The organism is Paenibacillus sp. FSL H3-0333 (assembly GCF_038002805.1).
GTDB classification, from domain to species: domain Bacteria; phylum Bacillota; class Bacilli; order Paenibacillales; family Paenibacillaceae; genus Paenibacillus_AQ; species Paenibacillus_AQ silagei.
Window position 1 is genome coordinate 7,222,385 of sequence record NZ_JBBODG010000001.1, and the last position, 24,644, is coordinate 7,247,028.

Below are 24,644 nucleotides of genomic sequence, written 5' to 3' on the forward strand. Positions count from 1 at the left end.
TACGCACGCAAAGAAAAGGCTGCTGATCTAAGCTCAGCAGCCTTCCGTTCCAGTCCGGATTCTTTGTGGTTCCTATTAATCACCTGCCTAACTCACAGTCAGAACCGGTTTATTGGCTGTGTTTTCTTTGCTGTTGAAGCTTATCGTTGCACCGTTATTGTTCTCAACCTGCAGCTTGAAGGTCATTTTCTTATCGCCGCCGAGCTGGCTATTCACAAAACCCGTTGCATCGATAGTGTACCAGCTGGCTGTAGATACATTAATTGTTCCAATCAGCACTGCACCTGTACTGCCCGGCTGATTGTTCCAGGTGATGCCTCCTGTTCCCGACTCTATCCATTCATCACTGCCGGTAAGTCCGTATACCTTCACAGGCGTTGACGCAGATACGGCATTACAGTATATCTTCAAGAGAGCAGAAGCAACGGGAGATCCCGTACGACCGGTAAGATCGAATCTTACAAACCCTTTCCGGTTATAGCCCTCATCCGCATCTCCCTTTACATCGACTGTGGCTGCTGTTCCATAGTTGGTTGCCGCATAGGTGCCGTCTCTTACATAGGCATCTCCATTTGTAATATAGTCGGTTGGTGCACCTGAGGATGCGCCTCCTCCCATGAAGGCGACCATCGCCATACCCGCTGCATTGCCTGATATGGTAACCTCATTGGTAGCATAATCTCTGCGGTTATCATGCCAGATCATCCGGTTGTCATTGAACTGCACGATACCCGGATCTTCCTGCCCGGCAAGCAGCGGGTCCTGCTGGTCTACAGCGTACTGGCTGCTGGTCTCAAACCCCTCGCTCCAGGCTCCGCGGAGCTGATAATTCGGGTTATTCACACGGTTCAATGTGGTTACACGGTGGCGGGGATTTTTAAACCAGGTGGTACCCGCACCATTTAACTTACTCACGCCCCACGGATTCCTTCCCAGCATGAAATCAATCTGCTGCTGGGCCAGAGCCGCATATGTGGTATTTCCGGTTAATTCCTGATACATCATCGCTTCTACCGCATTATTGCTCATGGCTTCATACGTACCCCATTTGGGTTCACTGCTGGTATTCCAGAATTGCCCGTCAGCATAATTCTTTTTCAGGTTCAGATGATTATTCATCCGGCCTGCGGCAGTATTCTTATAAGCCGGATCAAGGGAGGCGACCTCATAGTTTGCCCAGTGATAGGCTCTGGACCAGTTGAGGCTTGTGTTACTTTTGTTGTACCATTCTCCCGCACTGTCACAGAACGATTTCGCTTCTGTTAAATAGGCGGCGGTACCTGTGGCCCGGTAGAGTTCGGCAGCCGCCCAGGCCATATCGTCTTTATAGTCCGTATCCACGTAGAATCCGTCCGCATCCCCGGCAATTCCCGTCCTTGTCTTCCCCCAGGTGTAGATCTGCTGGGCTGCAGTCAAATAGCCGACAGCTAATGCAGCATTATAGACCGGTCCGGCAGAATCTCCCCATATTTTAGCTCCTAGTGCTAAGGCAGCTGCAGCTTTTCCGGCCAAGTTTGCGCCTGTACCGGCAGGGCATGGATGCACCGGACGCGCCGCGCCATAGATCGTATTGTCATTTTGCGGCCAGGTTTTGCTGCGGGAATCCAGATCATCATTCTCGACATCATGGTCCAGGCCGTCGGCTACTTCCATATATAGAATCTGGTTGGTGTTGTCCCACAGCTTGAGAATGAAATCAAGACCTACCTTCGCTTCCGTCAATGCTCCGGCCGCGCTTCCTGGAGCAGGAAAAGCTTCCGGATGGTGGATATAAGTCGTTAGCATCACATCCGTAACATGTCCGATGGTGCTCAGAAATTTGATATAATCCGAGGCATCATGCCAGCCCCCGGTAAAGTCCTTGGTGCCGGAAGCACCATCCGGCTTTCCGTCAATGGATGAGTTCGTTCCCGTCATATGGCATACGCCGTGATCCTGCGGACTGGTATTTCCACACCGCTGCACTTTGAAGAACTGCATGGACAGATCGGCCAAACTGCTGTAAACCGAATTGCTTATAGCGAAGACCGGGGACTTATAGGCGTTGATTTTTATATAATATCCGCTTCCGGCAGTAGTTAGTGCACTGAAATCTATAGCATAGGAATAAGCACAATTTGCACCACCCGCGTCACCCCAGCTCCCTTTACTGGCTGTGGTAATGGTTCCGTTCAATACCGAGGTGTTGTTTGAATTGAACACATCATATCTAACTCCGCTCAAGCCCGTGCTTGATAATACGATGGCTATTTTAGCCGCAGCCGGACTGTATCCAACCTGGTTAACCCTTATAAATATGCCGCTTACACTAGCTTGAACCGAATCCGGTGAATTCATATCTTTGTACACGCCCTTTCATTTTTCATATGCAAGGTGCTGTAATTTATATGAAGCCGCCCGCCTCACCCAATCACCTCCATGAAGTCATTTAAATGTCAGGCTGTAAACCGCTGCGCCTTGGAGCGGTGTACCTGCATTATAACCAGTCCTATCATGGGAATTAAATCCTCATATGTTATTTATATCGTCTTTTTTACGGATAGCGAAGAAAATGAATACATACATGGCAAAGTGTATATGGTCAGTGTCCGATGCTTCCAAGGAATATAGTCCTACTTTCCAAATTTTGATTGAAATAGGGCGGACGTAGGATTATAATCAGGTCACATAACCACTTTTTACCTAATATTTTAAATAAAATACATAATTGACAGGAGATAAGCCTATGGATTGGCTTCATGCTTATGAGGACGAGCTCCGTGTGGTCTTTGAGGAGAGCCGCAGGGTGATCTCTGCATTTCCAGAGCCGCTTAATGCCCGCGGCCTGTCGTATCTCAATCAGTTCAACGTGTTCCACCCGGACAGCCACAAGAATTACATCTGTTACCTGCTGCCCTTCTGGCTCCAGGACCCTTGTGGCCTGAGTCCTGAAGTGGCCCGCAGGATGTCCGCAGGTAACATCTTCCTCATGCTCTACTTCTTCCTCCAGGATGATCTGATGGACAGCCCGGAGGCCTCGGCTGCGCAAACGCTGCCGCTTGCCAATCTGCTCTATGTCGAGTTTCTGGCTACCTACCTTCCGCTGTTCCCGGCGGACTCTCCCTTCTGGCCCTGCTTCAGCCGTTACATCAGCGAGTGGGCAGACAGCGTAAGCGGGGAAGCCGGCAGCGATTACTTCCTGAATGACCGTATCCGTATCTCCCATAAGGCCAGCCCGCTTAAGCTCAGCAGCACGGCCGCGCTGCTGCTCTCCGGCCAGTCCTCCTCCATTCCCGAGGCCGAAGAGATGATTCACACTGTACTGTTGACCCTGCAGCTGCTTGACGACTACGAAGATTGGGAGCAGGATCTGGAGGACAGCAGCTATAACTGCCTGTTGTCACTGCTACGCTCCAGTACCGGGATGGCCGCAGGAGAACCACTGACCGAATCAACAGTGAAGGACTTCATCTATGTAGCAGGCGGACTTAATGGATATGCCGCAACGGCCCAAGCCAACCAACTCATCCTGGAGGAGGCCAGCTTACAGCTGCCCTTGCTGGTGTCCTTCCATCTCGTGCTCGTGCAGAACCTGCAGCAAATCGCCGCAGCCATTGAAGCGCAGAAGCAATTGCTGCTGGGCGGGGGGTTGGATTACTGGCTATCTTCGCACTCAAATCTCTCATAATTTATGGAAATAGCAATAGAATTATAGAATGGCCTATGCTATACTAAAAAGGCAATTATAACCATTTTGAAAGGGTGATTGTATTGTCAGTAGGAGTTCTTAAGAATCAGGTGATTCAGAAGGCGTGGGAAGATCCGGCTTTCAAACAAAGACTGCTCGCAGACCCGAAGGCAGCGCTCCAGGAAGCGCTGGGCATCAACCTTCCTGACAACATTACACTGAAGACCGTAGAGGAAGGCTCAAATGAATTCTACCTGGTCATTCCCCCAAGCCCTTCTTCCGATGTAATGAAGACACGTATCACCCCAATGGGAACCTGGTAGCATACTCAAGTCAACCTATTATCGGGAGTTGGAATCGTCCGGCCCTTCTGCACGCGGCAGAATGGTGATGGACTCGGTTCCGGCTCCTTTTTTGCTCATAAAACGAATTTCGCCCTCCATCGCTTCAATAATACGGAAGGTAACCATCAGCCCGAGCCCCGTGCCCTTCGTCTTGTTAGAGGAGAAATACGGCTCGCCCAGACGGCTAAGCACAGCCGGTTCCATACCTGCCCCGTTATCCTTAATATGAATATGCACCTTATCCCCCCGGCTGTACGCCAGCAGATGAATCGTGCCTTCCTCCCCCAGGGATTCAATGCTGTTCTTGATGATATTAATCATCGCTTGCTTGAACTTCGAGGAATTCCCTTTGACCCGCAGGCCGTCTTCCACCTCCAGAATCATTTTGCCCCCGTTCAAATGGCATAAAGGCAGCAGGATGCTCTGGATATGCATGAACTCTTCATTCACATAGAGCAGGGAGACCTGTTCAAATTCCGGCTTGGCAAAGGTCAGAAAATCGGTGATAATACTCGCCGCCCGGTCCAGCTCACTGAGCGCCATGGACAGGTATTTCTGCTCATCCCCGCTCGACTTCTCGCTGAGCAGCTGGAGGAACCCCCGGGTCACCTGGAGCGGGTTACGCACTTCATGGGCTACCGATGCTGCCAGCTCGCTGATAATCTCCATTTTCTCTGAACGCTGCAGTTCGTTGTTGAACAGCTCCAGCTCCTGCGAATATTTCACCACTTGGCTGTGGTTCTGTGCCAGCCGCCGTCCAAGAATCACAATCAGCGAGAGAATGAACACAACCAGCGCCCACTTCCAGTAGAAGAGATCATAATTTCCGCGTTTGAAATAATACCACATCAGCTCCAACACCCCGGTAAGGGCAGCCGTACCGAAGCCGCAGGCGAAGATGATCGCATCCTTATTGCGCTTCAGGGAGAACACGATGACACAGCCGATCAGCAGAATGAATTGAAGAATCATAATAATGCCGACAATATTGGTGGAGATGAAGTAATAGAATTTCAGATACCGGCCCCCGGAGAGTGCATTTATAATGAGGACGACACAGCAGAATAAGGAATAGACCATCTGGAATTTGCGGAACCTGCGGATGATGCCGTATTTGCCCGCGCCGAATATTTTCTCGAACAGGAAGGTCAGTGCGGGTAACAGGGACAACAGCGCCACATCGAACAAAAATACACTGAGCCCGCCCAAATAGCTGTAGAAGGTATACGTGAAGGGAGAGTAGGTTACAGATAACACACCAGTAGAGGCAATGACAATGGACAGCGAAGCCGCCACGGGGAAATACTCCTTGTTCAGGAAAAATGCGCACACAAACAGCACCGCCGCCACGAAGATAAAAGCGCCGCCCAGAATCACATCTATGAGTCCGTTTTTGATATAGTCCTTGATTAGAATACTGTGCTCACCGAGCATCACCTGCTCTTTGATTCCAATCCGGTCCTGGAGCGTCTGCGTCCAGATATAGAGCGTCTTTCCGTTATCCCGCATGTCCAGGGGCACAAGCAAGGAATAATTATCCATAATAAAGCCGCGATCCCCTTCAAAAACCAGCCGGTCCTCCACATACACCTTCACATGCAGCGCATAGATCGTCTGAATATAGACAGAGGGGGACACGTAATGATAGGAGGGCAAAGTAATCTTGGTCCAGGCGGAGGATACCCCGGAAGGCTTGCGCGGCATCTCCGCCTTCGCCTCCACGTCAATCCACCCCTGGTCATCCGTTACCGGAGCCTGGAGTCCGCCATCATCCGTCCCCTCCTGCCACTTCATCTGCCAATGTCTGATCTCACCGGCGGGGGAAGCGCTTTGCGCGGACACCAGGAGGCTTCCGCAGGTTAGGCAAAGCAGAAACAATACTAACGCTGTATGTAAACTTTTGACCATCAAAGACATGCAAGCACCTCAGAGGAAAGTTTTAGAAGCAAAGTTCTCTTAGTGTTAATATTTCGCCCCATGCTCTGCCCATCCCTTCAAAAAAACGGAATAAACAAAAAAAATTCCTAATTTATGCTGGAGGCCGGCAATTTAATAAGCACCTCGGTTCCTTCGCCCTTGCGGCTGTGGAACTCAATCGTGCCGTTCATCGCTTCAATAATACGGAAGGTGACCATGAGGCCGAGCCCCGTCCCCTTGGTCTTATTGGAGTAATACGGCTCGCCCAGACGGGCCAGTTCGCTAACCTTCATTCCCTCGCCGTTATCCTTCACGCTGATGATTACCCAGTTGCCTGTCCTCCAGGCTGTTACGACAATCTCCCCCTCCTCCTGCAGTGATTCAATGCTGTTCTTGATCAGATTAATGAACGCCTGTTTGAATTTGGCCGGGCTGCCCGTCACTTGAAGCTCCTGCTGCAGACGCAGCTCTATCGAACCGCCCTGCAGATTAGCCAGCGGCAGCAGGATTCCCGACACATGCTTCAGCTCCCCCGAGACTTCGAATACATCCACGATATCCAAGCCCGGCTTCGCAAAGGTAAGGAAATCAGTAATGATTACCGAGGCCCGGTCCAGCTCTCCGACAGCCATCTTCAGATATTCCTTCTCCTTGTTGCCGGAGCGCTCCCCCAGAATCTGCAGGAACCCGCGTGTGACCTGGAGCGGATTACGCACCTCATGGGCTACCGAGGCGGCCAGCTCACTGATAATCTCCATTTTCTCCGAACGCTGCAGCTCATTATTGAACTTCTCCAGCTCCCTGGCGTATTCCAGCGCCTTCTCATGGCTTCCCGCAAACCGTTTCCCCAGAATAGCAATCAGGGAAAGAATGAATACCACCATGCCCCATTTCCACCAGTACAGATGATACCTCTCCATTGAAATGAAGTAACGCAACAGCTCCGCCACCGATACCACGGCAAATACAGAGAAGCCGCCAGTGAACAGGATGGCATCTGAATTGCCTTTGCGGGCATAAGTAAGCGCCAGATACAGCAGATAGATAAACTGGGCAATCATTAGTACACCGGTTGCGTTAATAGTCAGAGCAGAATAGAGCGCGTCCAGCCGGAAGGACACTGCGGCATTCAGAATAAGCGCTGCGGTACAGAACAGGGAGTAGGCCAGCTGAAATTTACGCACTCGGGCAGTGAGTCTCCGCTTGCCCGGTCCGAATAACTGCTCAAAATAAAGCGTGAACGCGGGCATAATGGTAAACAGGGCCAAATCGAAACTGATCTGCCTCAGACGATCCCCCCGGCTTAGAATCAGCGTTAGAAACGGGGAGTACGTAAGCAGCAGCACTCCAAAGGACAGGATGACCAGGGCCAGAAAGAAACCGCTGTAGAAGAATTCCGGCTTAAGGAACAGCAGACAGATCAATAACGCTCCGGCCATGAAGATCATGGCGGCTCCGAGTACAACGTCCACCAGATCCTGCTTCACATAAAAGGACAGCAGCTGATTATAGCTGCCGACCCTTATGTTCCCCTCGATTCCAAACTCCCCGCTGCCCGCATTCCATAGATAGAGCGGCTTCGCACTATCTTGTGCCGGTAATGGAATCAGCACCTTGTTGCCGCTATATTCCACATCCCCGCTGGAATCGTAGATTAGCCGGTTGTCTATATATGCTTTCAGGTTGTCGCCAAATACTCTATCGATCAGAATAGCGGGAGTTGCTCCCGCAGGGGGCAAGGTAATCCGCATCCAGGCGGAAGCGGTACCTGGTGGCGAAAGGGGCCTGGCCTCCCTGGCCCGCACCCATGTCCATCCGGCGGCTGGCCCGGCCATTACAGCTTCTATGCCGCTATTCCCGGCCGTTTCCCACTTCAGCTCCCAGGCCGGAATTTCCGCTTCGGTATGTGCATCCCATTCTATGGCGATCCCCGCCGGAATGATGGTTATTACAAGCAGCAGCATAATAAAGACTGCGGCTGTTTTGGTTGATGCTAACTTCATTGTGGCACCTCAGTGAATCCTTAGTTGTATTTATATAGTCCATATGATTCTTATTTTCGACAACGTTTGCACAATACCTGCCATCAGACTGCAAATAACCTCGAAACGGCTCGGTTAATTCATCTATTCCGGTTATTCTGCCGGAGAAATGAATATATTAATCAGATGGGCAGCCTGGATGCCGGGCAGATTCGCCGCCGCTTAAACGGGTATAGTTGTACTATAAGATGAAGAAGACTTACAACAAGGGAAAAGGGAGCTGATTCACGATGGGTAACGAATTCAATAAGACGGAAGCTGACTTTGCATATGAGCGCTATACCAAAATGGGCGGTGTCTCCCCGGAGCAGGATATCCCGCTGGAAGAATTGCGTCCGCTTGGCACGATTACCGAGCCAAGCCCCAGTGAAGAAACTGTAGGCGCCGGGAACCGCCCGCTGGAATCTGCACTGGCCAGTCATGACCCTGCTCACTTCACACCGATCGATTTCGACGGTGTAGTGGATGACGGCTCGGATCCAGCGCTGGAGAGCGATCCTATACTAGCAGCCGATATCGGCCTGAATGTGCCGGACGCCGGGCTTGGACCGCGCGCAGACCGCCCCGCTCCTTCTTCCGCCACTCCCGGTCCGCAGCGGGATGAGCTGCTGGAGTCGGATGCTGTATACACAGCCGGTGCAGCCGGATTAACGGGGAGCATCATTGATTATGCGGATACGGAGGACGAGGTGGCAGGAGCAGCGGAGGAAGCCGCTCCGTTGGAGGATGTCCCGGATGCGGATGAGCTGGTTCCCGGCAGCAGCGTTGACCCGGTCTCCCCAGACCCTGATGCTATGCCCGGAACCGATGTGCTGAACGGCTCGAACGGTGACGAGTAGATACGGCTAAGCGGTCCTGCCGGGGCGTTCACCCAAGGTCCAGGTTCTTATTGACTTTTGGAGACAATCGGCATACGATAGTTTCATTCAATTGCGGCGATGGAGTTCGCCATAACCGCCCTTCGGGGCTAATGACTCCTACCAGTGGTTAACTACGCTGGTAGGAGTCTGTTTTGATTTCAGGTAGTATTTATTTCGGGTCGGGGGGCATTAGCCATAATGAAGAGGAAGTATGAACAGTGGGCAGAGCTTGCAGCACGCCGGAGCCAGCTTGCGCTCTGGAGTACATTCGTGAAATGGGTGATTCTGGGGGGAATGGTCGGACTGCTGGCAGGAAGTGCCTCGGCCTTGTTCCTGGCCAGTCTGAACGCAGTCACCCAGGTAAGGCTGGAGCATGCCTGGCTGCTCTTCCTGCTTCCGGCGGGAGGCGCGCTCGTCAGCGGAATGTATATGCGTTACGGCAAGAGCAGCCTGAAGGGTAACAATCTGATCCTGGAGCAGATCCGCCAGGGCAATGAAGCGATTCCGCTGCGCATGGCCCCGCTGGTCCTTGGCGGGACGCTAATTACCCATCTCTTCGGCGGCTCGGCCGGACGCGAAGGCACGGCCGTACAGATGGGCGGCAGTCTGGCCGACGCACTCGGACGCTGGCTCAGAATCGGTCCGCTGGACCGCCGAATCCTGCTGATGTGCGGCATCAGCGGCGGCTTCGGCTCCATCTTCGGCACTCCGCTGGCCGGAACGGTGTTCGGCCTGGAGGTCATCGCCATCGGGCTGATCAGCCATAAGGCGCTGCTGCCCTGTTTTGCCGCCAGCTTCACCGGTGATCTGGTAGCCTCCCGCTTGTGGGGCGTTCACCATATCCACTATCAGGTGGATGTCTTCCCCGCTATGGATGCGCTGGTGCTGGTCAAGGTTATATTCGCCTCCATCCTCTTCGGCCTGTGCAGCCTGCTGTTCAGTGAGCTTACCCATTATCTGAAGCGGACCTTCACCGCCATAATCCGTAATCCCATGCTCAAAAGCGCCGCCGGCGGGCTGATCATTATCGCCCTGGTCTACATAGCCGGTTCCCGGGACTATCTGGGGCTGGGCCTTCCGCTGATCAGCAGCTCCTTCGAAGACGGCGTATCGCCCTTCGCCTTTCTGTGGAAGCTGATCTTCACCGCCTTCACCCTGGGGACCGGCTTCCAGGGCGGCGAAGTGACGCCGCTATTCGCCATCGGAGCTTCTCTGGGGAGCACCCTGGCCGGAGTGCTTCATCTATATGGGCCTTTTCTGGCCTCGCTTGGCTTCATCGCCGTCTTCTGCGGAGCAACCAATACACCGCTTGCCTGCTTCATTATGGGCATCGAGCTGTTCGGCTCCAGCGGAGCGGTCTATATGTTCATCGCCTGCATCATCAGTTATCTGTTCTCCGGGCACAGCGGCATCTACAGCTCCCAGCTCATCGGCATCTCCAAAAGCGCCTTACTGCCGGTTCCCGAAGGAACAACGCTCGCTTCCGCCAAAGAGCAGCCCGCACCAAAGTAGCGGAATCCGGCAGAGCGCGGAAGCAGGCTTTGCCAGAAGCAGGACAAAGAAGGTATGATACAGAGGTGAATGCACCAGATTATTCAAAAGGAGAGATACTGAAGTGAAGTCTATCACAAGAAAACCCGTCATCCTGCTTGCGATGATGTGCCTGATGCTCGTCATTCTGGCGGGCTGCGGCAATAAGCCAGTGAATAATAATGCCGCCGGTAATGGTAACAGCAGTACCGGAACAGGCAGTGAGGCTACAGCAGCACCGCAGGAGAGCGCCGCTGCTACAGAAGGCGTGCCTTCAGCCACAGCCAGCCATCCGGTGGTCACGATCGAGATGGATAACGGCGCTGTTATTAAGGCCGAGCTGTATCCCGAGGTTGCCCCCAATACGGTCAACAGCTTCATTTCATTGATTCAGAAGGGCTTCTATGACGGAACCATATTCCACCGGGTCATTCCGGGCTTCATGATCCAGGGCGGGGACCCGGATGGCACAGGAATGGGCGGACCGGACTACAGCATTGCTGGAGAATTCAATAACAACGGCTTCACCAATAATCTGTTGCATACAGAAGGTGTGCTGTCCATGGCGAGAGGACAGCACGATATGAACTCTGCTGGCTCCCAGTTCTTCATTATGGCCGCTGCTTATCCAAGCCTGGACGGCGATTACGCCGCCTTCGGTAAGGTTACCGAAGGACTCGAAGCGGTCCAGGCCATCGTCAGTCTGCCGCGTGGCAAGAATGACCGTCCGGATCAGCCGCCGGTAATGAAGAAGGTCACCGTTGATACCCTTGGGGTTACGTATCCCGAGCCGCAAAAAGTACAATAAGCAGCCTGCAGGCCAGCTGCACAGACTAGTGGAGCATCAGATTTAGAACTGTTAGAATAGACCTCAGGAGTGTTAAAATCTGAGCATGAACATCGATTTAATACTAGGCTGAACCCCGTTGCTGACTTCAACTCCTACATTCAAGTAGCTGATTGTATTTCCTGCAATAGAAAAGGCATAGCCGACCGTAAAATAAGATTCTATTGTATTTCATACAGTGGAATGTTGTGTTTTAGCTGAAAAATGGCCTTTTTTTAACATTCCATTGTACTGAATACAATAGATTCATTTTGAAGGCTTTTTTACAGCATTCTAATGTACAAACTGCAGTTGCTATCGTTCCAGCACCTGCAGTTTGTTGCAGCGCCCCGATTACCTGTAACCATTCATAGGCGATAGGCTTAATTGTATTTTGTACAACTAAAACGTCTGGTTGGCTCCCCAGTATACGTTTAGCTGTATTTCGTACACTAAAAATCCCCACTTTCCCGAGTTTCCACCCGTTGGGGCAGATTTAGTTGTACAGATTACAGCTATAAGAGGCAAGCCTTCTTTTTCGCTGTTTTTAAGTGTACATTATGCAACTATCCCTGAACGTCTACTTGGAACTACACGCCATAAAGCACTGCTTGGGTTGAACTGCATTAACTTCTTTAGGTCTAATGCTCACTAGTCTTGCTCCAAAATCCACACAGAAGAGCCATCCCCCATAACCGGAGAATGGCTCTTCTTCGCATCTTAGTATACTTAAAGCATGCAGCTTCTTATTGGAAGTGGGTGTGCTTCGTTCTCCACTGCTCCAGCTTAATGACCACCCAGAAGCCGTAGATTCCGAGCGTAATCAGCGTCAGCAGGAACCACTTGATCCATTGTCCGAACAGGCTGACGGCTGTACCGTCGAACCGCAGGCGCTGCCCTTCCACCACGGTATGCTCGACCTTCCAGCGGTAGAGCATTACTACTGACCAGGGATAGCAGATACCGAAGGTACAGACCGTAACCAGCCAGCCAGCGAGGCACCACCCAATGTACTCAATAAGCTTCCCGTCAAAATAAGATTCCCTGCTTCCATAATTCATCGCTGCCGTATTCATGTGCAGTGCTCCCATGGGCCTCCGCCTTTCATTCATGCAAATTATTCCTGGTTCTATTTTCCTTATTATCCATGGCGAGCACTGCTACATTTCTCACAATTCTATCCCCATCAGGCCCAGTATTGATCTGGCCGGTATTCGATTTCGGACTGTACGGCTATCGTTAAACGTCCGGAGTCCGCATCATAGGTTACGGGCTGATCTCCGACGTAGTACCAATGCTTGATGACCGGCCCGTCCGCAGGCTCCTCGAAGCGGAATACATTAAGCTCCGTCTTCAGTTCCACTACCGCCGCGCCCTTATCTGGCGCCACATTCGTCAGGGTGATCAAGGTCAGCCCGCCCTGCTCATCGAAGGTATACCCTACTCCCTCCATGCTGTTCACAAGCATGCGCCCGGTTACGGAATGCTTCACCAGCACTCTTTCCTGTTCTGCCATTCGCGCTCCTCCTTCATGTCTGAATCCCGCCGCTCATTACGGCAGATCAATCACCATGACCAGTATATTCTCATCAGCCTTCAGCTCCAGCTGCGCTGTGTCCTCGATTCTTGCCGAATCGCCCGGCTTCAGCACATCCTTCCCGTTCAGGGTAAGCTGCCCTTCTACCAGATATACAAAGCTGCGCCGCCCCGTCTCCTGCCGGAAATTCAGTTGCCCTCCCGCCTCGGCCTTCCCCAGATAAATCGTCATATCCTGGGCTATATCGACAATCTCCTCCGACGCTTCGGCCGCTACTACCGGAAGCAAGCGTCCTTCAAGCTTGGCCGGATCGAAGCGTCCGGTTGCATAGGAGGGAGCCGTCCCCCGGGCCTTGGGCATGAACCATAGCTGAAGCAGGCGGACCGGCTCACTGTCCGAAGGGTTATGCTCCGTATGAATCGCGCCGGTCCCTGCCGACATCCGCTGAATCCCGCCGAAGGACGTCTGTGCAACATTGCCGAGGTTGTCCTCATGACGAAGCACGCCGGATAGCACAATCGAGACAATCTCCATGTCACTGTGCGGATGGGCGCCGAAGCCTTTTCCCGGAGCGATCGTATCATCGTTACAGACCCTCATCGGCCCAAAGGCCGTGTTCTCCGGATCATAGAAATCCCCGAAGGAGAAGACATGACTGCCCTTCAGCCAGCCGAGATCGAACTGGTGCGCAGACGCAGCAGGATAGATTGTAATCAATGGAACCGCCTCCTGTAGTTTATTATGAAGTGGTCGATATCTGCAGTTCAGAAACGATGAACCATTTCTTGGACGCAGCATCCTTGAAATACACCTGGATCATATAGTTCCCCTTGTCCGTAACCTTATAATTATACGCTGCCGATTTGAACCAGAAGCTGTCCTTCTTCTCTGTAATCGGCTGGTTATCCACAACATCCGTCTTGCCTGCCGGGTCTGTAATGGTGATTTTCAGATCGGAGATATCTGTTTTGAGATCATCCACCTGCACCAGGGCAGAGAAGGTATTGCTGGTGTCAATTCTGACTTTCCCGAAAATCTTACCCTGCTCATCCAGCAGCACCGTGTTCACATTAGGCTTGTAGATCTTGACCGTCCCTGCTGACTCGTCCACGGATACAATCGCCTGCATATTCTCAGAAAGCTGCTCCACAGGCACATAGGCCCCGCCTTCCGAGGATATTGCAGGCTGCTTAAGCAGCATATTATTCACATAGAATGAGAGATCTGTTTTGCCGGCAGCAGCATACAGCAAGCCTCCTCCCGAGACCATCATCAGGCACATTGTTGAAATCGCCAGCTTGCGCATCTTCCCCATTATTCCCGTCCCCCTCTATAATGTCCTATGCTGTTTATACCCTTAAGGCGGCAAGGAGTTGCTGTGAATTGTAAAATAAAACCGGCTGTACGTTTTTCCTGAGGAAAAGGCACAGCCGGTCACGGGACAAACTTCTTGCTCCGGGTACACCCGGAAGCAGCATTTACAGCTTGGCGATCGTCTCGGTAAGAACCGGTACAATCTGTGATTTACGGGACACTACACCCTTCAGCACAGCCTTGTTATCATCCAGCTTCACATTGTAAGCCTGCTCCACAGCGCCGGCTACGCGGCCCAGGGCAAGACCCACGGAATCGTTGTTCAGGATATCGGTAACCACGAACAGGAACAGATCCAGTCCCTTGTCGTCAATAATCGCGGTAAGCGCGGCTTCCAGCTCCGGCTGCTTGGACAGGACATCATTCACATCCACAGCGTTAACCTGGGCGATCTCCACCTTATATTCACCCATCTTGAATTCCTTGGCATCCAGAGAGATCAGTTGGGCAATGCTCTTATCGCTCAGGTCTGCACCGGCTTTGAGCATGTCCAGGCCATAGCTCTCGGCATCCACTCCGGCAATGTCCGCCAGTTCACGCGCAGCAGCCACATCCTGCTCCGTGCAGGTCGGCGATTTGAACAGCAAGGAATCGGAAATGATAGCGGACAGCATCAGACCGGCGATGTTCTTAGGAATGGCCACGCCATTCTCTTTGTACAGCTTGTTCAGAATGGTAGCCGTACAGCCGACTGGCTCAGCCCGGTAATACAGCGGATAGGCGGTCTCGAAGTTCGCAATCCGGTGATGATCAATAACCTCAACCACACGGACCTGATCGATATCATTCGCACTTTGCTGGCGTTCATTATGGTCAACCAGAATCACTTGTTCAGCTTCTGCAGCAACGTTCTCCACCAGACGCGGCGCTTCTACCCCGAAGTGGTCGAGGGCGAACTGAGTCTCTCCGCTGATGTCTCCAAGCCGGACCGGCTCAGCATCCCAGCCCAGTTCCTTCTTCAGTGCCGCATAAGCAATGGCCGAGCAGATCGTATCTGTATCCGGGTTTTTGTGACCAAAGATCAAAGTTTTTGTCATTTCCAATCTCCTTACTATGTTTTTGTGAGAATAATATACCATACATTGATAGAAACCTGCCAGAGACCCGTAAATATCCGGCCCGGGTTAACTCTTGGCATGCTCCTGCACTGCCTCTACAGGCTGACCCCGCTTTGTCTTCGGCAGCGCCTCAGGCGCATTCTCCCCGAAGAGCGGCTCGTTATCCGAGAACAGATCCGGGTTCTCTCTGAGCATATCACTCAGGATACGCGTAGTCTCTTCAGTGCCGCAGAGCATAACCGCCGCATCGCCGAAGCTGCCCCTGCGCAGCGCCCCGCCGTCCTCCAGCACGGATTCCACCTTCCAGAAATGCTGCGACCAGGACAGTCCGCAGTGTCTGCGCGAAGGCACCGCGATCTCCCTGCCTTCAGGCGTCACGGTACAGAGCGCCTCATGCCCATCCGTCATCCGGCCGGGAATATCCACCCACTCTTCAATGCCGTGAATGAACGTATTTCTCCGCAGATCCACACCAAGCAGCATAATCTCCGCTTCCCGGTCCAGCAGCTTGCCATAGACCGAACCGCGTGCACAGGGCGTATCCCAGCGCTCATCTCCGGCCGTGAACACCGCCGCATCCCTGCCTAGCGCCGCCACCGAATGCGTAGGATGCCAGGAACGGATCACGCCCGGCCGCTTGCGGAACAGCTCCGGCAGAATCCCTACGCAGGCGGGCGACTCCAGCACAGAGAAGCGCGGATTCTGCCCGTCGATATAAGACCAGGTATGGGTGGGCAGAACCAGCAGCCCCTCCTTCATATATTCTGAGAGAACATCCAGTACGGTATCCGCTCCCCCTTCTACTTCACCGATGCTTTTGAGCGAGGAATGGACCAGCAGTGTCCCCTGCGGATCGATTCCCATCCTCTCCAGCTGCTTCATCAGACTTGATCTGGTGTGCATGATTAACCCCGCTTTCCTAAATAATAAATACCATCCTTGAAATACACCTTGCAAAATTACTCATTTACTATTAAAATTATAGTAACTTAATATTAATAAGTAATTTGCGGCTTTTATATAACCAACAACCTAAATTTCAGGAGGTATTCCCATGAGTTTAACATTAAAAGGACTTCACCATGTATCCGCCATTACCGCAAAAGCGCCGGAAAACTACAAATTCTATACAGAAGTGCTCGGACTCCGCTTGATCAAGAAGACCGTCAACCAGGATGACGTATCTGTCTATCACCTGTTCTACGGGGATGAGACCGGGAATCCCGGCACGGAGCTTACCTTCTTCGAGCTGCCTAACGCAGGGCGTAACCGCGACGGCAACAACAGCATCTCCGCACTCTCCCTGCGTGTACCCGGGGATGATGCCCTGCTCTTCTGGACACAGCGCTTCACCGTGCTGGGCGTAGAGCATGAAGAAATCACCGAACGCGGCGGCCGCAAAACGCTGGCCTTCACCGACCATGAGGGCCAGCGCCTCATCCTCGTCTCAGATGAGCATAACGAGGGCATGCCCGGCGGCAAGCCGTGGGCCAAGAGCCCGGTTCCTGCCGAGTATGCCATTGTCGGGCTGGGACCGGCACATCTGACCGTCGAGACCGCTGAGCATACGGCACTGATTCTGGAGGACCTGCTCGGCTTCCGCCGCGCAGGCAATTATCCTTCTCCAGTCGCGGGCCAGCCGGATATTATCGTGTTCGAGACTGGTGAAGGCGGCTCTGGTACGGAGATCCATCTGGAGGAACGCAGCGATCTTCCGCAGGAGCGCCTGGGACGAGGCGGCGTGCATCATGTAGCCTTCCGTGTCGATAACGAAGAGGAGCTGAAGCAGTGGATTGAACGCATCCGCAGCGTACAGCTCCCGAACTCGGGCTTTGTGGACCGCTTCTACTTCCGCTCCCTGTACTTCCGCGAGCCGAACGGTATTCTGTTCGAGCTGGCAACGGACGGACCGGGCTTCGCCACAGATGAGGAAGTCGAGCATCTGGGCGAAGCGCTGGCCCTGCCGCCGTTCCTGGAAGCAAAGCGTGAACAGATTGAGGCCCACCTGAAGCCGCTGGATACCCGCCCGCAAGTCTGATCATATTACCTTGGTGAATTAGCCTTGGCGAATTGCACATGAAGAAACTCCGGCTGATTTACAAGCCGGAGTTTCTTTTTAGGTTAGCCAAGCCTGCATAGCTTAACTGTACTGGCTCAGATCAGCTCTCCGACCAGGTGATCGTGAAGAGGTTGAAGCCGGGCCGGGCCGTGGAAGCTTTGCCTGTAATGGATACAGGACTTGTCCCACCGAGTCTGCCCGAAATTTTTACATTGCTGGCGGATACCGACTCCGAGGCATTATCCAGATTTTTAATCCGCGCATATTCACTGTACACGAAGCCCATGATCTCCAGTGTCTCCTGCGTGGAATACGTGAACGCTACCTTCTTCTGGCCGTTAGCATCCGTATCCAGAGTGATCGCAATCAGGGCGTCCTGGGGAATCGGAAAATCCTTAGGCAGATTAACCGGTCTGGCCGTTCCCTCCACTACAGGAGCAGGAGTTGTATTCCCCCCGCTGGTAGAGGTTCCCGGTGCAGGAGTCGGAGCAGGAATATTTGCGCTGCCTTCTCCAATTCTGACTTTATAATTGACCGAGTCATAATTGATAGGCACCTTCAGTACCGTGGCGATTGATTGGACCGGCAGGTAGGTGAGACCTTCATAGGTAATTGGAGTCAGGGTTTTGCCATTGCCGTCCTTCATCCAAAATGGATTACCATCCACCACAATACCCAGACTATGGTTCAGATAAGCCTTAATCTGCTGCAGTTTGGTGCCCGCATACACTCCTGCCGAGCCTGTTACCGTCATGCCGGTGACCACCGCGGCAATCAGCCATTTTTTTCTCATAATATCCTCTCCCGTATGTTGTTGTTAAAAAAGTAGAAACTTTGCGTCCCTATATATTTAACACGGAAGCGAAACTTTCAACCTGCCTGCCGCCGTTTATTCCGCTTAAGCGCGGTTGACGATCTCCACCAGCTCGTCCAGACTGCGGATTTCATAGGTAGGAAGGATCTCAGGATCACCGGGCTTGCCCAGCGGATTGAACCAGCATGTATCGATGCCGTAATTGTTCCCGCCCCGGATATCCGAGGTCAGGGAGTCCCCGACAATCAGCACCTTGCGTCTATCGGACAGCTTAAGCTTAGCAAAAGCATAATCAAAAATCCCCGTCTCCGGCTTCTGGTAGCCCGTCTCATCCGATACAATAACCGCCTCGAATACCTCGCTTAGCGGGGAACCCTTAATCCGGGCATGCTGCACATCGCTGATTCCGTTCGTAATCACTGCCAGCCGGCACCCGGCAAGCTCACCGCAGAGCTCGGCAGCCCCCTGAATCAGGAAGGTACCCTCCCCGAGAAAGCGCAGGTACGCTTCACTGAATTCCTCCGGCTTGAACGTGAGCTGACGGGCGGCAAACAGCCGGTTGAACCGCTCCACCCGCAGGGCGGCAGAGGTGATCTTCCCTTGCTCGAAATCCTTCCATAAGGCATGGTTAATCTCCTGGTAGCTGGCCGCATACTCCTGCGCGCCTGTCGGCAGCCCGAAGTGGGCAAAGGCATGGCTCAAGGCGTGGTTCTCGGCCATTCCATAATCAAACAGTGTATCATCCGCATCAAATAGGATACATTCGTATTTCATCTTTTCCTCCATCTCGCTTATGTAGTTCGACAACATACATCCTTCTGCGATATAATCTGGGATAGGCCTTAAAAAAATCAACGGGGTGATTGTCATTTTATACGGTTTAGCTTTTCTCGTGTCATTTTTTATCGTTTATCTGCTGATTCCTCCTCTGGGCAGGCTCGCTTTCCGGCTGGATTTCGTGGACAGGCCGAGGGAAGATGTTGAACGCAAAATCCATAGGGAACCCATCCCGCTAACGGCAAGCTATGCCATATTCGTAGGTTTTTTCATTACATATCTGCTCTTCGCACGTGAATTCACCCTGGAGACGCTCGCCCTGTTCATTGGCGGTGTGCTTCTGCTGACTATAGGAACCATCGATGACTGGTACAAAACCAAAGGCAAGGATTTCCCGGCCCTGCCCAAATTCATCGTACAGATTGCCGCCGCCGTTCTGGTGTTCTTTTCGGGCAATGCGTTTACCGGCTTCATTAATCCGTTCTCAGGTGATTATATCTCACTGCCGTTCATTTTGCAGTTCCTGCTGACGATCATCTGGATCTTCGGCGTCACTACGGTCATTAATTTCTCGGACGGTATGGACGGTCTGGCCGGCGGACTTACAGCGATCTCAGCAGTAACCCTATTCGTAGTCGCACTTACGATGGGCCAATCTACTTCTGCCTACATGGCAATTTCGCTGATCGGGGTTACGCTGGCGTACTTGCGCTTCAACAAGGCTCCGGCCAAAATCTTCATGGGCGATGCCGGCGCCACCTTCCTCGGCTTCATTCTGGCAGTGATTGCGCTGGACGGCGCCTTCAAGCAGGCCACGGTGTTGTCGCTGTTCATTCCGATTCTCGCGCTGGGCGTGCCGATCTTCGACAATATTTTTGTCGTCATCCGGCGCTTCCTGAAGGGACAAGCCATCTATCAGGCGGACGCCACTCAGGTTCATTACCGTCTGCTCAAGGCTGGTCTGAACCAGAGGCAAGTGGTCGGCGTGCTCTATCTGGCCAGCATTTGCCTCTCCCTGTCGTCCATCATCCTGCTGCTGATCCAGACGTAGGCAGGCCGCTATTTATTAAAAGGGCTGTTCCCAAAAGTCATGAAATGGCTGATTGGGGCAGCCTTTTTAGTATGGGTTTTTCGAGCAGGATCAGCGTGGGCGCTGCCTGATTACATGGGAGAACCTTTTACTTTTGAGCAGGATCAACGCGGGCACTCGAGTGGACGCTCCGCGAACGGAACGTTGTTCCACATGAAGTGGTTGCTCGGACTTTTACTTTTGAGCAGGATCAACGCGGGCGCTCGGGTGGACGCTCCGCGAACGGAACGTTGCTACAATCGCTGTTGTCTCCAGATTTTATTTATTTCCCTAATCGGTAAAAATCCGGAGACAAAGGCGACCGCTATCGCTTTTCCGCATTCGTTCCGTCCTCTCCGCTGTTTAAGCGGGATGCGATTTAAAACCACAAACCCGATACTACACACCCTTTCGCCCTCGCGTCAGCTCATGCGTTAGGTTTTTCGCATACATTCGGGCCACACGCCTGCGCACCAGCAAATGTATGCTGTTTTTCGCATACATTCAGGCCACACGCCTGCGCGCCAGCAAATGTATGCTGTTTTTCGCATACATTCGGGCCACACGCCTGCGCACCAACACAATGTATGCTGTTTTCCGCATACATTCGGGCCACACGCCTGCGCGCCAGCAAATGTATGCTGTTTTTCGCATACATTGGGACCACGTGCCGTTCACCAGCAAATTGTATTCGGTTTCCCGCATACATTGGGCCAGTTACCCATGTATAAGATCCCAGGCCTGGCTTCACGGCTCCTGCTCCTCCGTGAAGTCACGCAGCTGCGAGTAGATTCCGATGATTTCTGGCATCGGCATGCGGACCAGACCGCTGGATGACGGGGCGACGAACTCGCGGACTCCGTCCACCACGGGAGCAATACCTTCCTGGAAGCCCCAGGCGGCTGTAGTTCTGCGGCTGAACTCTGTATATACGCCCTTGCCGACAAAACAGGCAATCTCCGGGCGGTATTCCTCCAGCTTGGCCCGCAGAAGCTCGCGGCCCTTGGCATACTCCTCGCGGGTGATATCTTCAGCGCCTACGGTGGGGCGGGCAACGATGTTGGTGAAGCCATATCCCAGCTTCAGCAGCTCCCCGTCCTCGGTAGCCTCGTATAACCGCGGCGTCAGCCCGGACTTATGCAGTATGCGCCAGAAATTATTGCGCGGATTGGCATAATGATGACCCAGCTCGCCCGAGCGGATGCTGGGGTTGAACCCGATGAATACAATCTGGAGTCCGTGATCCAGATGATCCCGTACCTCTTCCATGTTCGTTTCCTCCTTACACTGTCCGCATTATTTTGCAGACCCTAATCTAATATACCCATGCTATGTGCTCAGGTACACCAGAAGCAGCAACAGAAGCAATAGCACAACAACAGCTTCCCCTTCAACAAAGAAATCCCCCGCACAGGATATACATCCGTTAACGGGGGAAATCAAGACTGCCTGGTTACTGTAACAGAACAAACTGACTAAGGAAGAAGGGCCTTAAGCGCCGGTGCCACATCTTGCTCATGCAGCGAAATGTAATTAACTGTCCCGCCCTTATACTCGATCTTCACTACATATCTGCCCTCTTCGCGGGTGAAATCGCGCCGGTGCTCCAGAATACTATCAATCAGAGTCTTATCTGTAACCACCGCTGACCGCTTCTCGCTGCGGGCCAACTCCAGACGGGTGTCAGGATCGTAAATCAAACCCTGAGGGATTGCACTCTGGTGTATATCCCTGAACATCTCGGCGGACAAAACATCTGCTGCGGTAAGCTTGATTTTACCGGCATAGCCCTTCTGTTCCAGCCAAGCGGTCATCTCCTTGAAGGAAGGAAGCCATTCATACGTATAGAATAGCTGATAATCGGTCGAATCCGGCTTGTAGACCAAATTGATGGATGCTCTCGCCCGTTGATCAGAGACCTCATCTTCATAGGACATATTAAGAATTTCCCGTTTCAGAATTTCGTTGAACTCCTGTACATCCTGCCGGTCAGAAATACTTATGACCTTGTTCAGATTGCTTAGCCTGAAGCTCTCTACGTTCTCGTCCATCCGGGACAGAAGATACCGGTCACGTTTGTATTCCGCATGCTCCATGACCGCCTTCAGCTCCGGCTCAAAGCCCGCTGCCGGAATAATGTAGGTCCGCATCAGCTTCCGCCCGCTCTCCAGCCGGTAAGCAAACGTGAAACGCTTGCTCTCGCGATAATCATACCGACGGGTATTACGCTGCTGGTCCGGCTTCGAAGCTACAACAGCATGATGCAAGGCGGTTACAGCCTCGATGTATTTCCGGTCTGCGGAGAATATCTCATCCTCCCGTTCCTCCCGGGTAGTGATTCCTTGCGGATTCCGGGTTAATTCCCCGTAATTCCCTCCGGCAAATACTTCGGTTACTTTATCATTTCGCGGAACCCGGTTCTCATAACCCGTTAATTCGGACACGGGAACATAGAGCAGAAGGCCCAGCAGTACACCGTACACCGCAAGCTCCAGCGGCATTCTGCGTGTCAGAATATGCCAGGTTTTGCGGAGAATCATTTCAACTACGATATAGCCGATCATCCCTCCGGCAATGGCGCTGCCGATAATCCAGCCGGGCTGCTGCCTGATGCTGCCGAAGTAGCTGCTCGCCAGCAGCATACTGCAGAGCATTACACCGCCTTTGAACAGCGGATTGAAGTAGGTGAAGGCCATCGCCTGACTGGCTTTTTCGCTGTGGCGCTTACGGTACAGCACGAATGACAATACCATGAACACAGCAGACAAGAGGATATAGCTCCATAACTCTTTATTACTAAGAGGCTCATAGGAGATATTCATAATACGCAGTAACGGCGCCCAGTTCATCAGGGTCCCCCACAAGCTTTGCCCTTCCGGATACCCGTACAAATATCTGTTCAAGTGCATGTCGGTAAATTGCAGCATGGCTGCCGGAAGAATTAACAGAATGAAGACCACTATTCCCTGCAGAATGGTCTGTCCTGTGCAAATACCTACAAAGATAGTAAAGACATACAGAAACAGCGTCAGCACACTGATAACCAGGCACCACTCCCAGATATCCGCGCCTTGATAGATATACATATTGCCGTCCAGCGGGCGGACGATAGCTGTAACCGCAGCCGTAAGCCAGACCGGCACAAGCAGCAGGATCAATCCGCTTACCGTATGGGAAGCCAGCAGGTGCGAGCGGCGCAGCGGGAGGCTGTGCCACAGATCCGAAGGCATTTTGGACTGCAGATAACGGAACAGGAACAATCCGGCCACAACCGGAAAAGCGATAAGGAACGGTGCGATATCGGCACCACCGATATTGAACAGATTGTCTACTGTATTTGGCTCCGCAAGCGGATTGCTCTCCATGAACATCTCCAGCGGAAGCACAATCAACAGGACCAATGTATATAATATTCCGATCCAGCCATGCTGGCGCAGGTTCTGGCGGATAATGCTGCTGTTAAAGAATAATCGGCTGCGCGTCATAACCGGCATCCCCCATTTCATAAATAAAGATTTCCTCCAGCGTCAGCGGCAGCAGATCAAATACATAGGGCTCGTAGACATGAAAAGCCTGGCTGATCCGCTCTCGGTCCCCTTTTACAATATACAAGCTGACACTTCCCCGCTGCTCCCGGTGGAGAATCTGCAGCTTGGCATCCAGTGCGGCCGCATGGCGTTCGTCGCGGAAAGCCACCTGAATCTTGTGCGTGTCCGCCTTCAGATCATCCAGATCCTTCTCGACCAGCATCCGGCCCTCATGCATAATGCCGACATGGTCGCATAAATCCTCAATCTCCCGCAGGTTATGCGAGGAGATCAGCACCGTCAGCTCCCGCTCGGCGACCTCCTGGAACAGGAGATTCTTGATCTGGCGGCGCATCACCGGGTCCAGCCCGTCGATGGGCTCGTCCATGATCAGCACATCCGGCTTGCAGCTGAGGGCCAGCCAGACAGCAGCCTGGCGCTGCATCCCCTTGGAGAAACGGCTGAGCTTGCGCCGGGTGTCCAGCCGGAACATCGTCCCAAGCTCCTCGTACCTCTTCTGGCTCCAGCCCGGATATATAGAACGGTAGAATGCCGCCATACTCTTAAGGGTTGCCTGCGCGAAGAAATACGGACTATCCGGCATGAAGATCATTCTGCGCTTCACCTCCGGCGACTCATACACCGGCTGCCCGTCTAGCTTGACACTCCCCGCCTCAGGACGATAAATACCGGCGAGCGTCTTCAGCAGCGTTGTTTTGCCCGCCCCATTCGATCCCAGCAATCCGTAAATAGCACCTTTATGTACAGTCAGCGAGATGTTATCAACAGCCTTTTCCTCCTGAAAAATCTTGCTGACTCCGCGAATCTCAATCATGGCTGTTCTCCTCTCTTCTCTTATCCAACGCCTGGCGGTACAGCGCACTCATTTCACTTTCCGTAAAACCAAGGTATACCGCCTCTGCCATCAGACGCAGCAGCTCTTCCTTCAGCTCCGTCCGTTTGCTCTCATTCTGCCCCTGCTGCAGCGGGGCCACGAAATTACCTTTGCCCTGCTGTGAATAGATGTACCCTTCCCGCTCCAGCTCCCTGTAAGCCTTCTGGATCGTATTCGGGTTCACTGTGAGCTGCGAGGATAAAGCCCTCACCGAGGGCAGCTGTTCATCCGCCCGCAGAATACCATGCATAATCATCTCTTTGACCTTGTCGGTGAGCTGCTCATAGATCGGCTTGCGGCTGCGCACATCCAGTTCGAACATGACAGTCCTCCCTTCTTCGGATCTAT

At 52.8% G+C, this 24,644-nt stretch carries 22 protein-coding genes and 1 riboswitch; of the genes, 7 read left to right on the forward strand and 15 right to left on the reverse strand.

Annotated features, from left to right (window positions below; translation table 11 throughout):
* Nucleotides 1-87 precede the first annotated feature (87 nt).
* Nucleotides 88-2,337: a glycoside hydrolase family 9 protein gene (locus tag MHH78_RS31525; protein WP_341170009.1), complete on the reverse strand. Its 2,250-nt coding sequence runs from the start codon at nucleotides 2,335-2,337 to the stop codon at nucleotides 88-90.
* Between the two features lie 388 nt (nucleotides 2,338-2,725).
* On the opposite strand from MHH78_RS31525, the gene MHH78_RS31530 reads away from it, so the two are divergent.
* Nucleotides 2,726-3,667, forward strand: coding sequence for a hypothetical protein (locus MHH78_RS31530; RefSeq protein WP_341170010.1), 942 nt, complete (start codon nucleotides 2,726-2,728; stop codon nucleotides 3,665-3,667).
* A 74-nt stretch (nucleotides 3,668-3,741) separates the two neighbouring features.
* Nucleotides 3,742-3,990 carry an NHLP leader peptide family RiPP precursor gene (locus MHH78_RS31535; protein ID WP_372238068.1) on the forward strand — a complete coding sequence of 83 codons (249 nt, stop codon included), beginning with the start codon at nucleotides 3,742-3,744 and terminating at the stop codon, nucleotides 3,988-3,990.
* A gap of 18 nt (nucleotides 3,991-4,008) precedes the next feature.
* On the opposite strand, the gene MHH78_RS31540 is transcribed toward MHH78_RS31535, so the two are convergent.
* Both MHH78_RS31540 and MHH78_RS31545 read right to left on the reverse strand, forming a co-directional pair.
* Nucleotides 4,009-5,853, reverse strand: coding sequence for an ATP-binding protein (locus MHH78_RS31540; RefSeq protein WP_341170011.1), 1,845 nt, complete (start codon nucleotides 5,851-5,853; stop codon nucleotides 4,009-4,011).
* Nucleotides 5,854-6,035: 182 nt separating this feature from the next.
* Nucleotides 6,036-7,931 carry an ATP-binding protein gene (locus MHH78_RS31545; protein ID WP_341170012.1) on the reverse strand — a complete coding sequence of 632 codons (1,896 nt, stop codon included), beginning with the start codon at nucleotides 7,929-7,931 and terminating at the stop codon, nucleotides 6,036-6,038.
* A 269-nt stretch (nucleotides 7,932-8,200) separates the two neighbouring features.
* Here MHH78_RS31545 and MHH78_RS31550 point away from each other — a divergent pair, with 269 nt between their 5' ends.
* From MHH78_RS31550 to MHH78_RS31560, 3 genes are all read left to right on the forward strand, one after another.
* Nucleotides 8,201-8,809 carry a hypothetical protein gene (locus MHH78_RS31550; protein WP_076078970.1) on the forward strand — a complete coding sequence of 203 codons (609 nt, stop codon included), beginning with the start codon at nucleotides 8,201-8,203 and terminating at the stop codon, nucleotides 8,807-8,809.
* Nucleotides 8,810-8,895: 86 nt separating this feature from the next.
* A riboswitch (Fluoride riboswitch) is annotated at nucleotides 8,896-8,957 on the forward strand.
* A gap of 71 nt (nucleotides 8,958-9,028) precedes the next feature.
* Entirely contained in the window at nucleotides 9,029-10,342 is a 1,314-nt protein-coding gene (locus MHH78_RS31555) for a voltage-gated chloride channel family protein (protein ID WP_341170013.1), read from the forward strand.
* 142 nt (nucleotides 10,343-10,484) lie between these two features.
* Complete coding sequence (locus MHH78_RS31560; protein ID WP_341170422.1) at nucleotides 10,485-11,168, forward strand: peptidylprolyl isomerase; 684 nt, start codon at nucleotides 10,485-10,487, stop codon at nucleotides 11,166-11,168.
* Nucleotides 11,169-11,932: 764 nt separating this feature from the next.
* On the opposite strand, the gene MHH78_RS31565 is transcribed toward MHH78_RS31560, so the two are convergent.
* The 6 genes from MHH78_RS31565 to MHH78_RS31590 all read right to left on the reverse strand — a co-directional run bounded on the left by MHH78_RS31565 (nucleotide 11,933) and on the right by MHH78_RS31590 (nucleotide 16,058).
* Complete coding sequence (locus tag MHH78_RS31565; protein ID WP_341170014.1) at nucleotides 11,933-12,277, reverse strand: DUF898 family protein; 345 nt, start codon at nucleotides 12,275-12,277, stop codon at nucleotides 11,933-11,935.
* 95 nt (nucleotides 12,278-12,372) lie between these two features.
* Nucleotides 12,373-12,702, reverse strand: a complete 330-nt coding sequence (locus tag MHH78_RS31570; RefSeq protein ID WP_339312925.1) for a hypothetical protein — start codon at nucleotides 12,700-12,702, stop codon at nucleotides 12,373-12,375.
* Between the two features lie 36 nt (nucleotides 12,703-12,738).
* Complete coding sequence (locus tag MHH78_RS31575) at nucleotides 12,739-13,440, reverse strand: pirin family protein (protein ID WP_076078965.1); 702 nt, start codon at nucleotides 13,438-13,440, stop codon at nucleotides 12,739-12,741.
* A gap of 22 nt (nucleotides 13,441-13,462) precedes the next feature.
* Nucleotides 13,463-14,038 (reverse strand): hypothetical protein, encoded by a 576-nt coding sequence (locus MHH78_RS31580; protein ID WP_076078963.1) that lies wholly within the window; start codon nucleotides 14,036-14,038, stop codon nucleotides 13,463-13,465.
* Nucleotides 14,039-14,201: 163 nt separating this feature from the next.
* Nucleotides 14,202-15,134 (reverse strand): manganese-dependent inorganic pyrophosphatase, encoded by a 933-nt coding sequence (locus tag MHH78_RS31585; protein ID WP_339312919.1) that lies wholly within the window; start codon nucleotides 15,132-15,134, stop codon nucleotides 14,202-14,204.
* An 87-nt stretch (nucleotides 15,135-15,221) separates the two neighbouring features.
* Nucleotides 15,222-16,058, reverse strand: coding sequence for an AAC(3) family N-acetyltransferase (locus MHH78_RS31590; RefSeq protein ID WP_341170015.1), 837 nt, complete (start codon nucleotides 16,056-16,058; stop codon nucleotides 15,222-15,224).
* 151 nt (nucleotides 16,059-16,209) lie between these two features.
* Here MHH78_RS31590 and MHH78_RS31595 point away from each other — a divergent pair, with 151 nt between their 5' ends.
* Nucleotides 16,210-17,193, forward strand: a complete 984-nt coding sequence (locus MHH78_RS31595; protein ID WP_076078960.1) for a ring-cleaving dioxygenase — start codon at nucleotides 16,210-16,212, stop codon at nucleotides 17,191-17,193.
* Between the two features lie 121 nt (nucleotides 17,194-17,314).
* Here the strand turns inward: MHH78_RS31595 and MHH78_RS31600 are convergent, their stop codons facing one another.
* Together MHH78_RS31600 and MHH78_RS31605 are read right to left on the reverse strand one after the other, a co-directional pair.
* Nucleotides 17,315-18,007, reverse strand: coding sequence for a hypothetical protein (locus MHH78_RS31600; RefSeq protein WP_339312915.1), 693 nt, complete (start codon nucleotides 18,005-18,007; stop codon nucleotides 17,315-17,317).
* A 105-nt stretch (nucleotides 18,008-18,112) separates the two neighbouring features.
* Nucleotides 18,113-18,802, reverse strand: a complete 690-nt coding sequence (locus MHH78_RS31605; protein WP_076079005.1) for a YjjG family noncanonical pyrimidine nucleotidase — start codon at nucleotides 18,800-18,802, stop codon at nucleotides 18,113-18,115.
* A 94-nt stretch (nucleotides 18,803-18,896) separates the two neighbouring features.
* On the opposite strand from MHH78_RS31605, the gene MHH78_RS31610 reads away from it, so the two are divergent.
* A complete protein-coding gene (locus MHH78_RS31610; protein WP_442792616.1) occupies nucleotides 18,897-19,856 on the forward strand; it encodes an MraY family glycosyltransferase in 960 nt (319 codons plus the stop codon).
* Nucleotides 19,857-20,621: 765 nt separating this feature from the next.
* Here the strand turns inward: MHH78_RS31610 and MHH78_RS31615 are convergent.
* The 4 genes from MHH78_RS31615 to MHH78_RS31630 all read right to left on the reverse strand — a co-directional run bounded on the left by MHH78_RS31615 (nucleotide 20,622) and on the right by MHH78_RS31630 (nucleotide 24,618).
* Entirely contained in the window at nucleotides 20,622-21,143 is a 522-nt protein-coding gene (locus tag MHH78_RS31615) for a mismatch-specific DNA-glycosylase (protein ID WP_076078957.1), read from the reverse strand.
* A gap of 206 nt (nucleotides 21,144-21,349) precedes the next feature.
* Nucleotides 21,350-23,380 (reverse strand): YrzE family protein, encoded by a 2,031-nt coding sequence (locus tag MHH78_RS31620; protein ID WP_341170016.1) that lies wholly within the window; start codon nucleotides 23,378-23,380, stop codon nucleotides 21,350-21,352.
* Nucleotides 23,334-24,236 carry an ABC transporter ATP-binding protein gene (locus MHH78_RS31625; RefSeq protein ID WP_076078954.1) on the reverse strand — a complete coding sequence of 301 codons (903 nt, stop codon included), beginning with the start codon at nucleotides 24,234-24,236 and terminating at the stop codon, nucleotides 23,334-23,336. Before MHH78_RS31625 ends, MHH78_RS31620 begins: the two co-directional genes overlap by 47 nt.
* Complete coding sequence (locus MHH78_RS31630; RefSeq protein ID WP_076078953.1) at nucleotides 24,229-24,618, reverse strand: GntR family transcriptional regulator; 390 nt, start codon at nucleotides 24,616-24,618, stop codon at nucleotides 24,229-24,231. The genes MHH78_RS31625 and MHH78_RS31630 overlap by 8 nt, the downstream gene beginning before the upstream one ends.
* Between the last annotated feature and the right edge of the window lie 26 nt (nucleotides 24,619-24,644).

What these genes read in the sequence shown, in the direction of transcription:
- MHH78_RS31525 (WP_341170009.1), bottom strand. Translation starts at nt 2,337, where the DNA reads ATGAATTCACCGGATTCGGTTCAAGCTAGTGTAAGCGGCATATTTATA.
- MHH78_RS31530 (WP_341170010.1), top strand. Translation starts at nt 2,726, where the DNA reads ATGGATTGGCTTCATGCTTATGAGGACGAGCTCCGTGTGGTCTTTGAG.
- MHH78_RS31545 (WP_341170012.1), bottom strand. Translation starts at nt 7,931, where the DNA reads ATGAAGTTAGCATCAACCAAAACAGCCGCAGTCTTTATTATGCTGCTG.
- MHH78_RS31550 (WP_076078970.1), top strand. Translation starts at nt 8,201, where the DNA reads ATGGGTAACGAATTCAATAAGACGGAAGCTGACTTTGCATATGAGCGC.
- MHH78_RS31555 (WP_341170013.1), top strand. Translation starts at nt 9,029, where the DNA reads ATGAAGAGGAAGTATGAACAGTGGGCAGAGCTTGCAGCACGCCGGAGC.
- MHH78_RS31560 (WP_341170422.1), top strand. Translation starts at nt 10,485, where the DNA reads ATGATGTGCCTGATGCTCGTCATTCTGGCGGGCTGCGGCAATAAGCCA.
- MHH78_RS31565 (WP_341170014.1), bottom strand. Translation starts at nt 12,277, where the DNA reads ATGGGAGCACTGCACATGAATACGGCAGCGATGAATTATGGAAGCAGG.
- MHH78_RS31570 (WP_339312925.1), bottom strand. Translation starts at nt 12,702, where the DNA reads ATGGCAGAACAGGAAAGAGTGCTGGTGAAGCATTCCGTAACCGGGCGC.
- MHH78_RS31580 (WP_076078963.1), bottom strand. Translation starts at nt 14,038, where the DNA reads ATGGGGAAGATGCGCAAGCTGGCGATTTCAACAATGTGCCTGATGATG.
- MHH78_RS31585 (WP_339312919.1), bottom strand. Translation starts at nt 15,134, where the DNA reads ATGACAAAAACTTTGATCTTTGGTCACAAAAACCCGGATACAGATACG.
- MHH78_RS31590 (WP_341170015.1), bottom strand. Translation starts at nt 16,058, where the DNA reads ATGCACACCAGATCAAGTCTGATGAAGCAGCTGGAGAGGATGGGAATC.
- MHH78_RS31595 (WP_076078960.1), top strand. Translation starts at nt 16,210, where the DNA reads ATGAGTTTAACATTAAAAGGACTTCACCATGTATCCGCCATTACCGCA.
- MHH78_RS31600 (WP_339312915.1), bottom strand. Translation starts at nt 18,007, where the DNA reads ATGAGAAAAAAATGGCTGATTGCCGCGGTGGTCACCGGCATGACGGTA.
- MHH78_RS31605 (WP_076079005.1), bottom strand. Translation starts at nt 18,802, where the DNA reads ATGAAATACGAATGTATCCTATTTGATGCGGATGATACACTGTTTGAT.
- MHH78_RS31615 (WP_076078957.1), bottom strand. Translation starts at nt 21,143, where the DNA reads ATGGAAGAGGTACGGGATCATCTGGATCACGGACTCCAGATTGTATTC.
- MHH78_RS31620 (WP_341170016.1), bottom strand. Translation starts at nt 23,380, where the DNA reads ATGAAATGGGGGATGCCGGTTATGACGCGCAGCCGATTATTCTTTAAC.
- MHH78_RS31625 (WP_076078954.1), bottom strand. Translation starts at nt 24,236, where the DNA reads ATGATTGAGATTCGCGGAGTCAGCAAGATTTTTCAGGAGGAAAAGGCT.
- MHH78_RS31630 (WP_076078953.1), bottom strand. Translation starts at nt 24,618, where the DNA reads ATGTTCGAACTGGATGTGCGCAGCCGCAAGCCGATCTATGAGCAGCTC.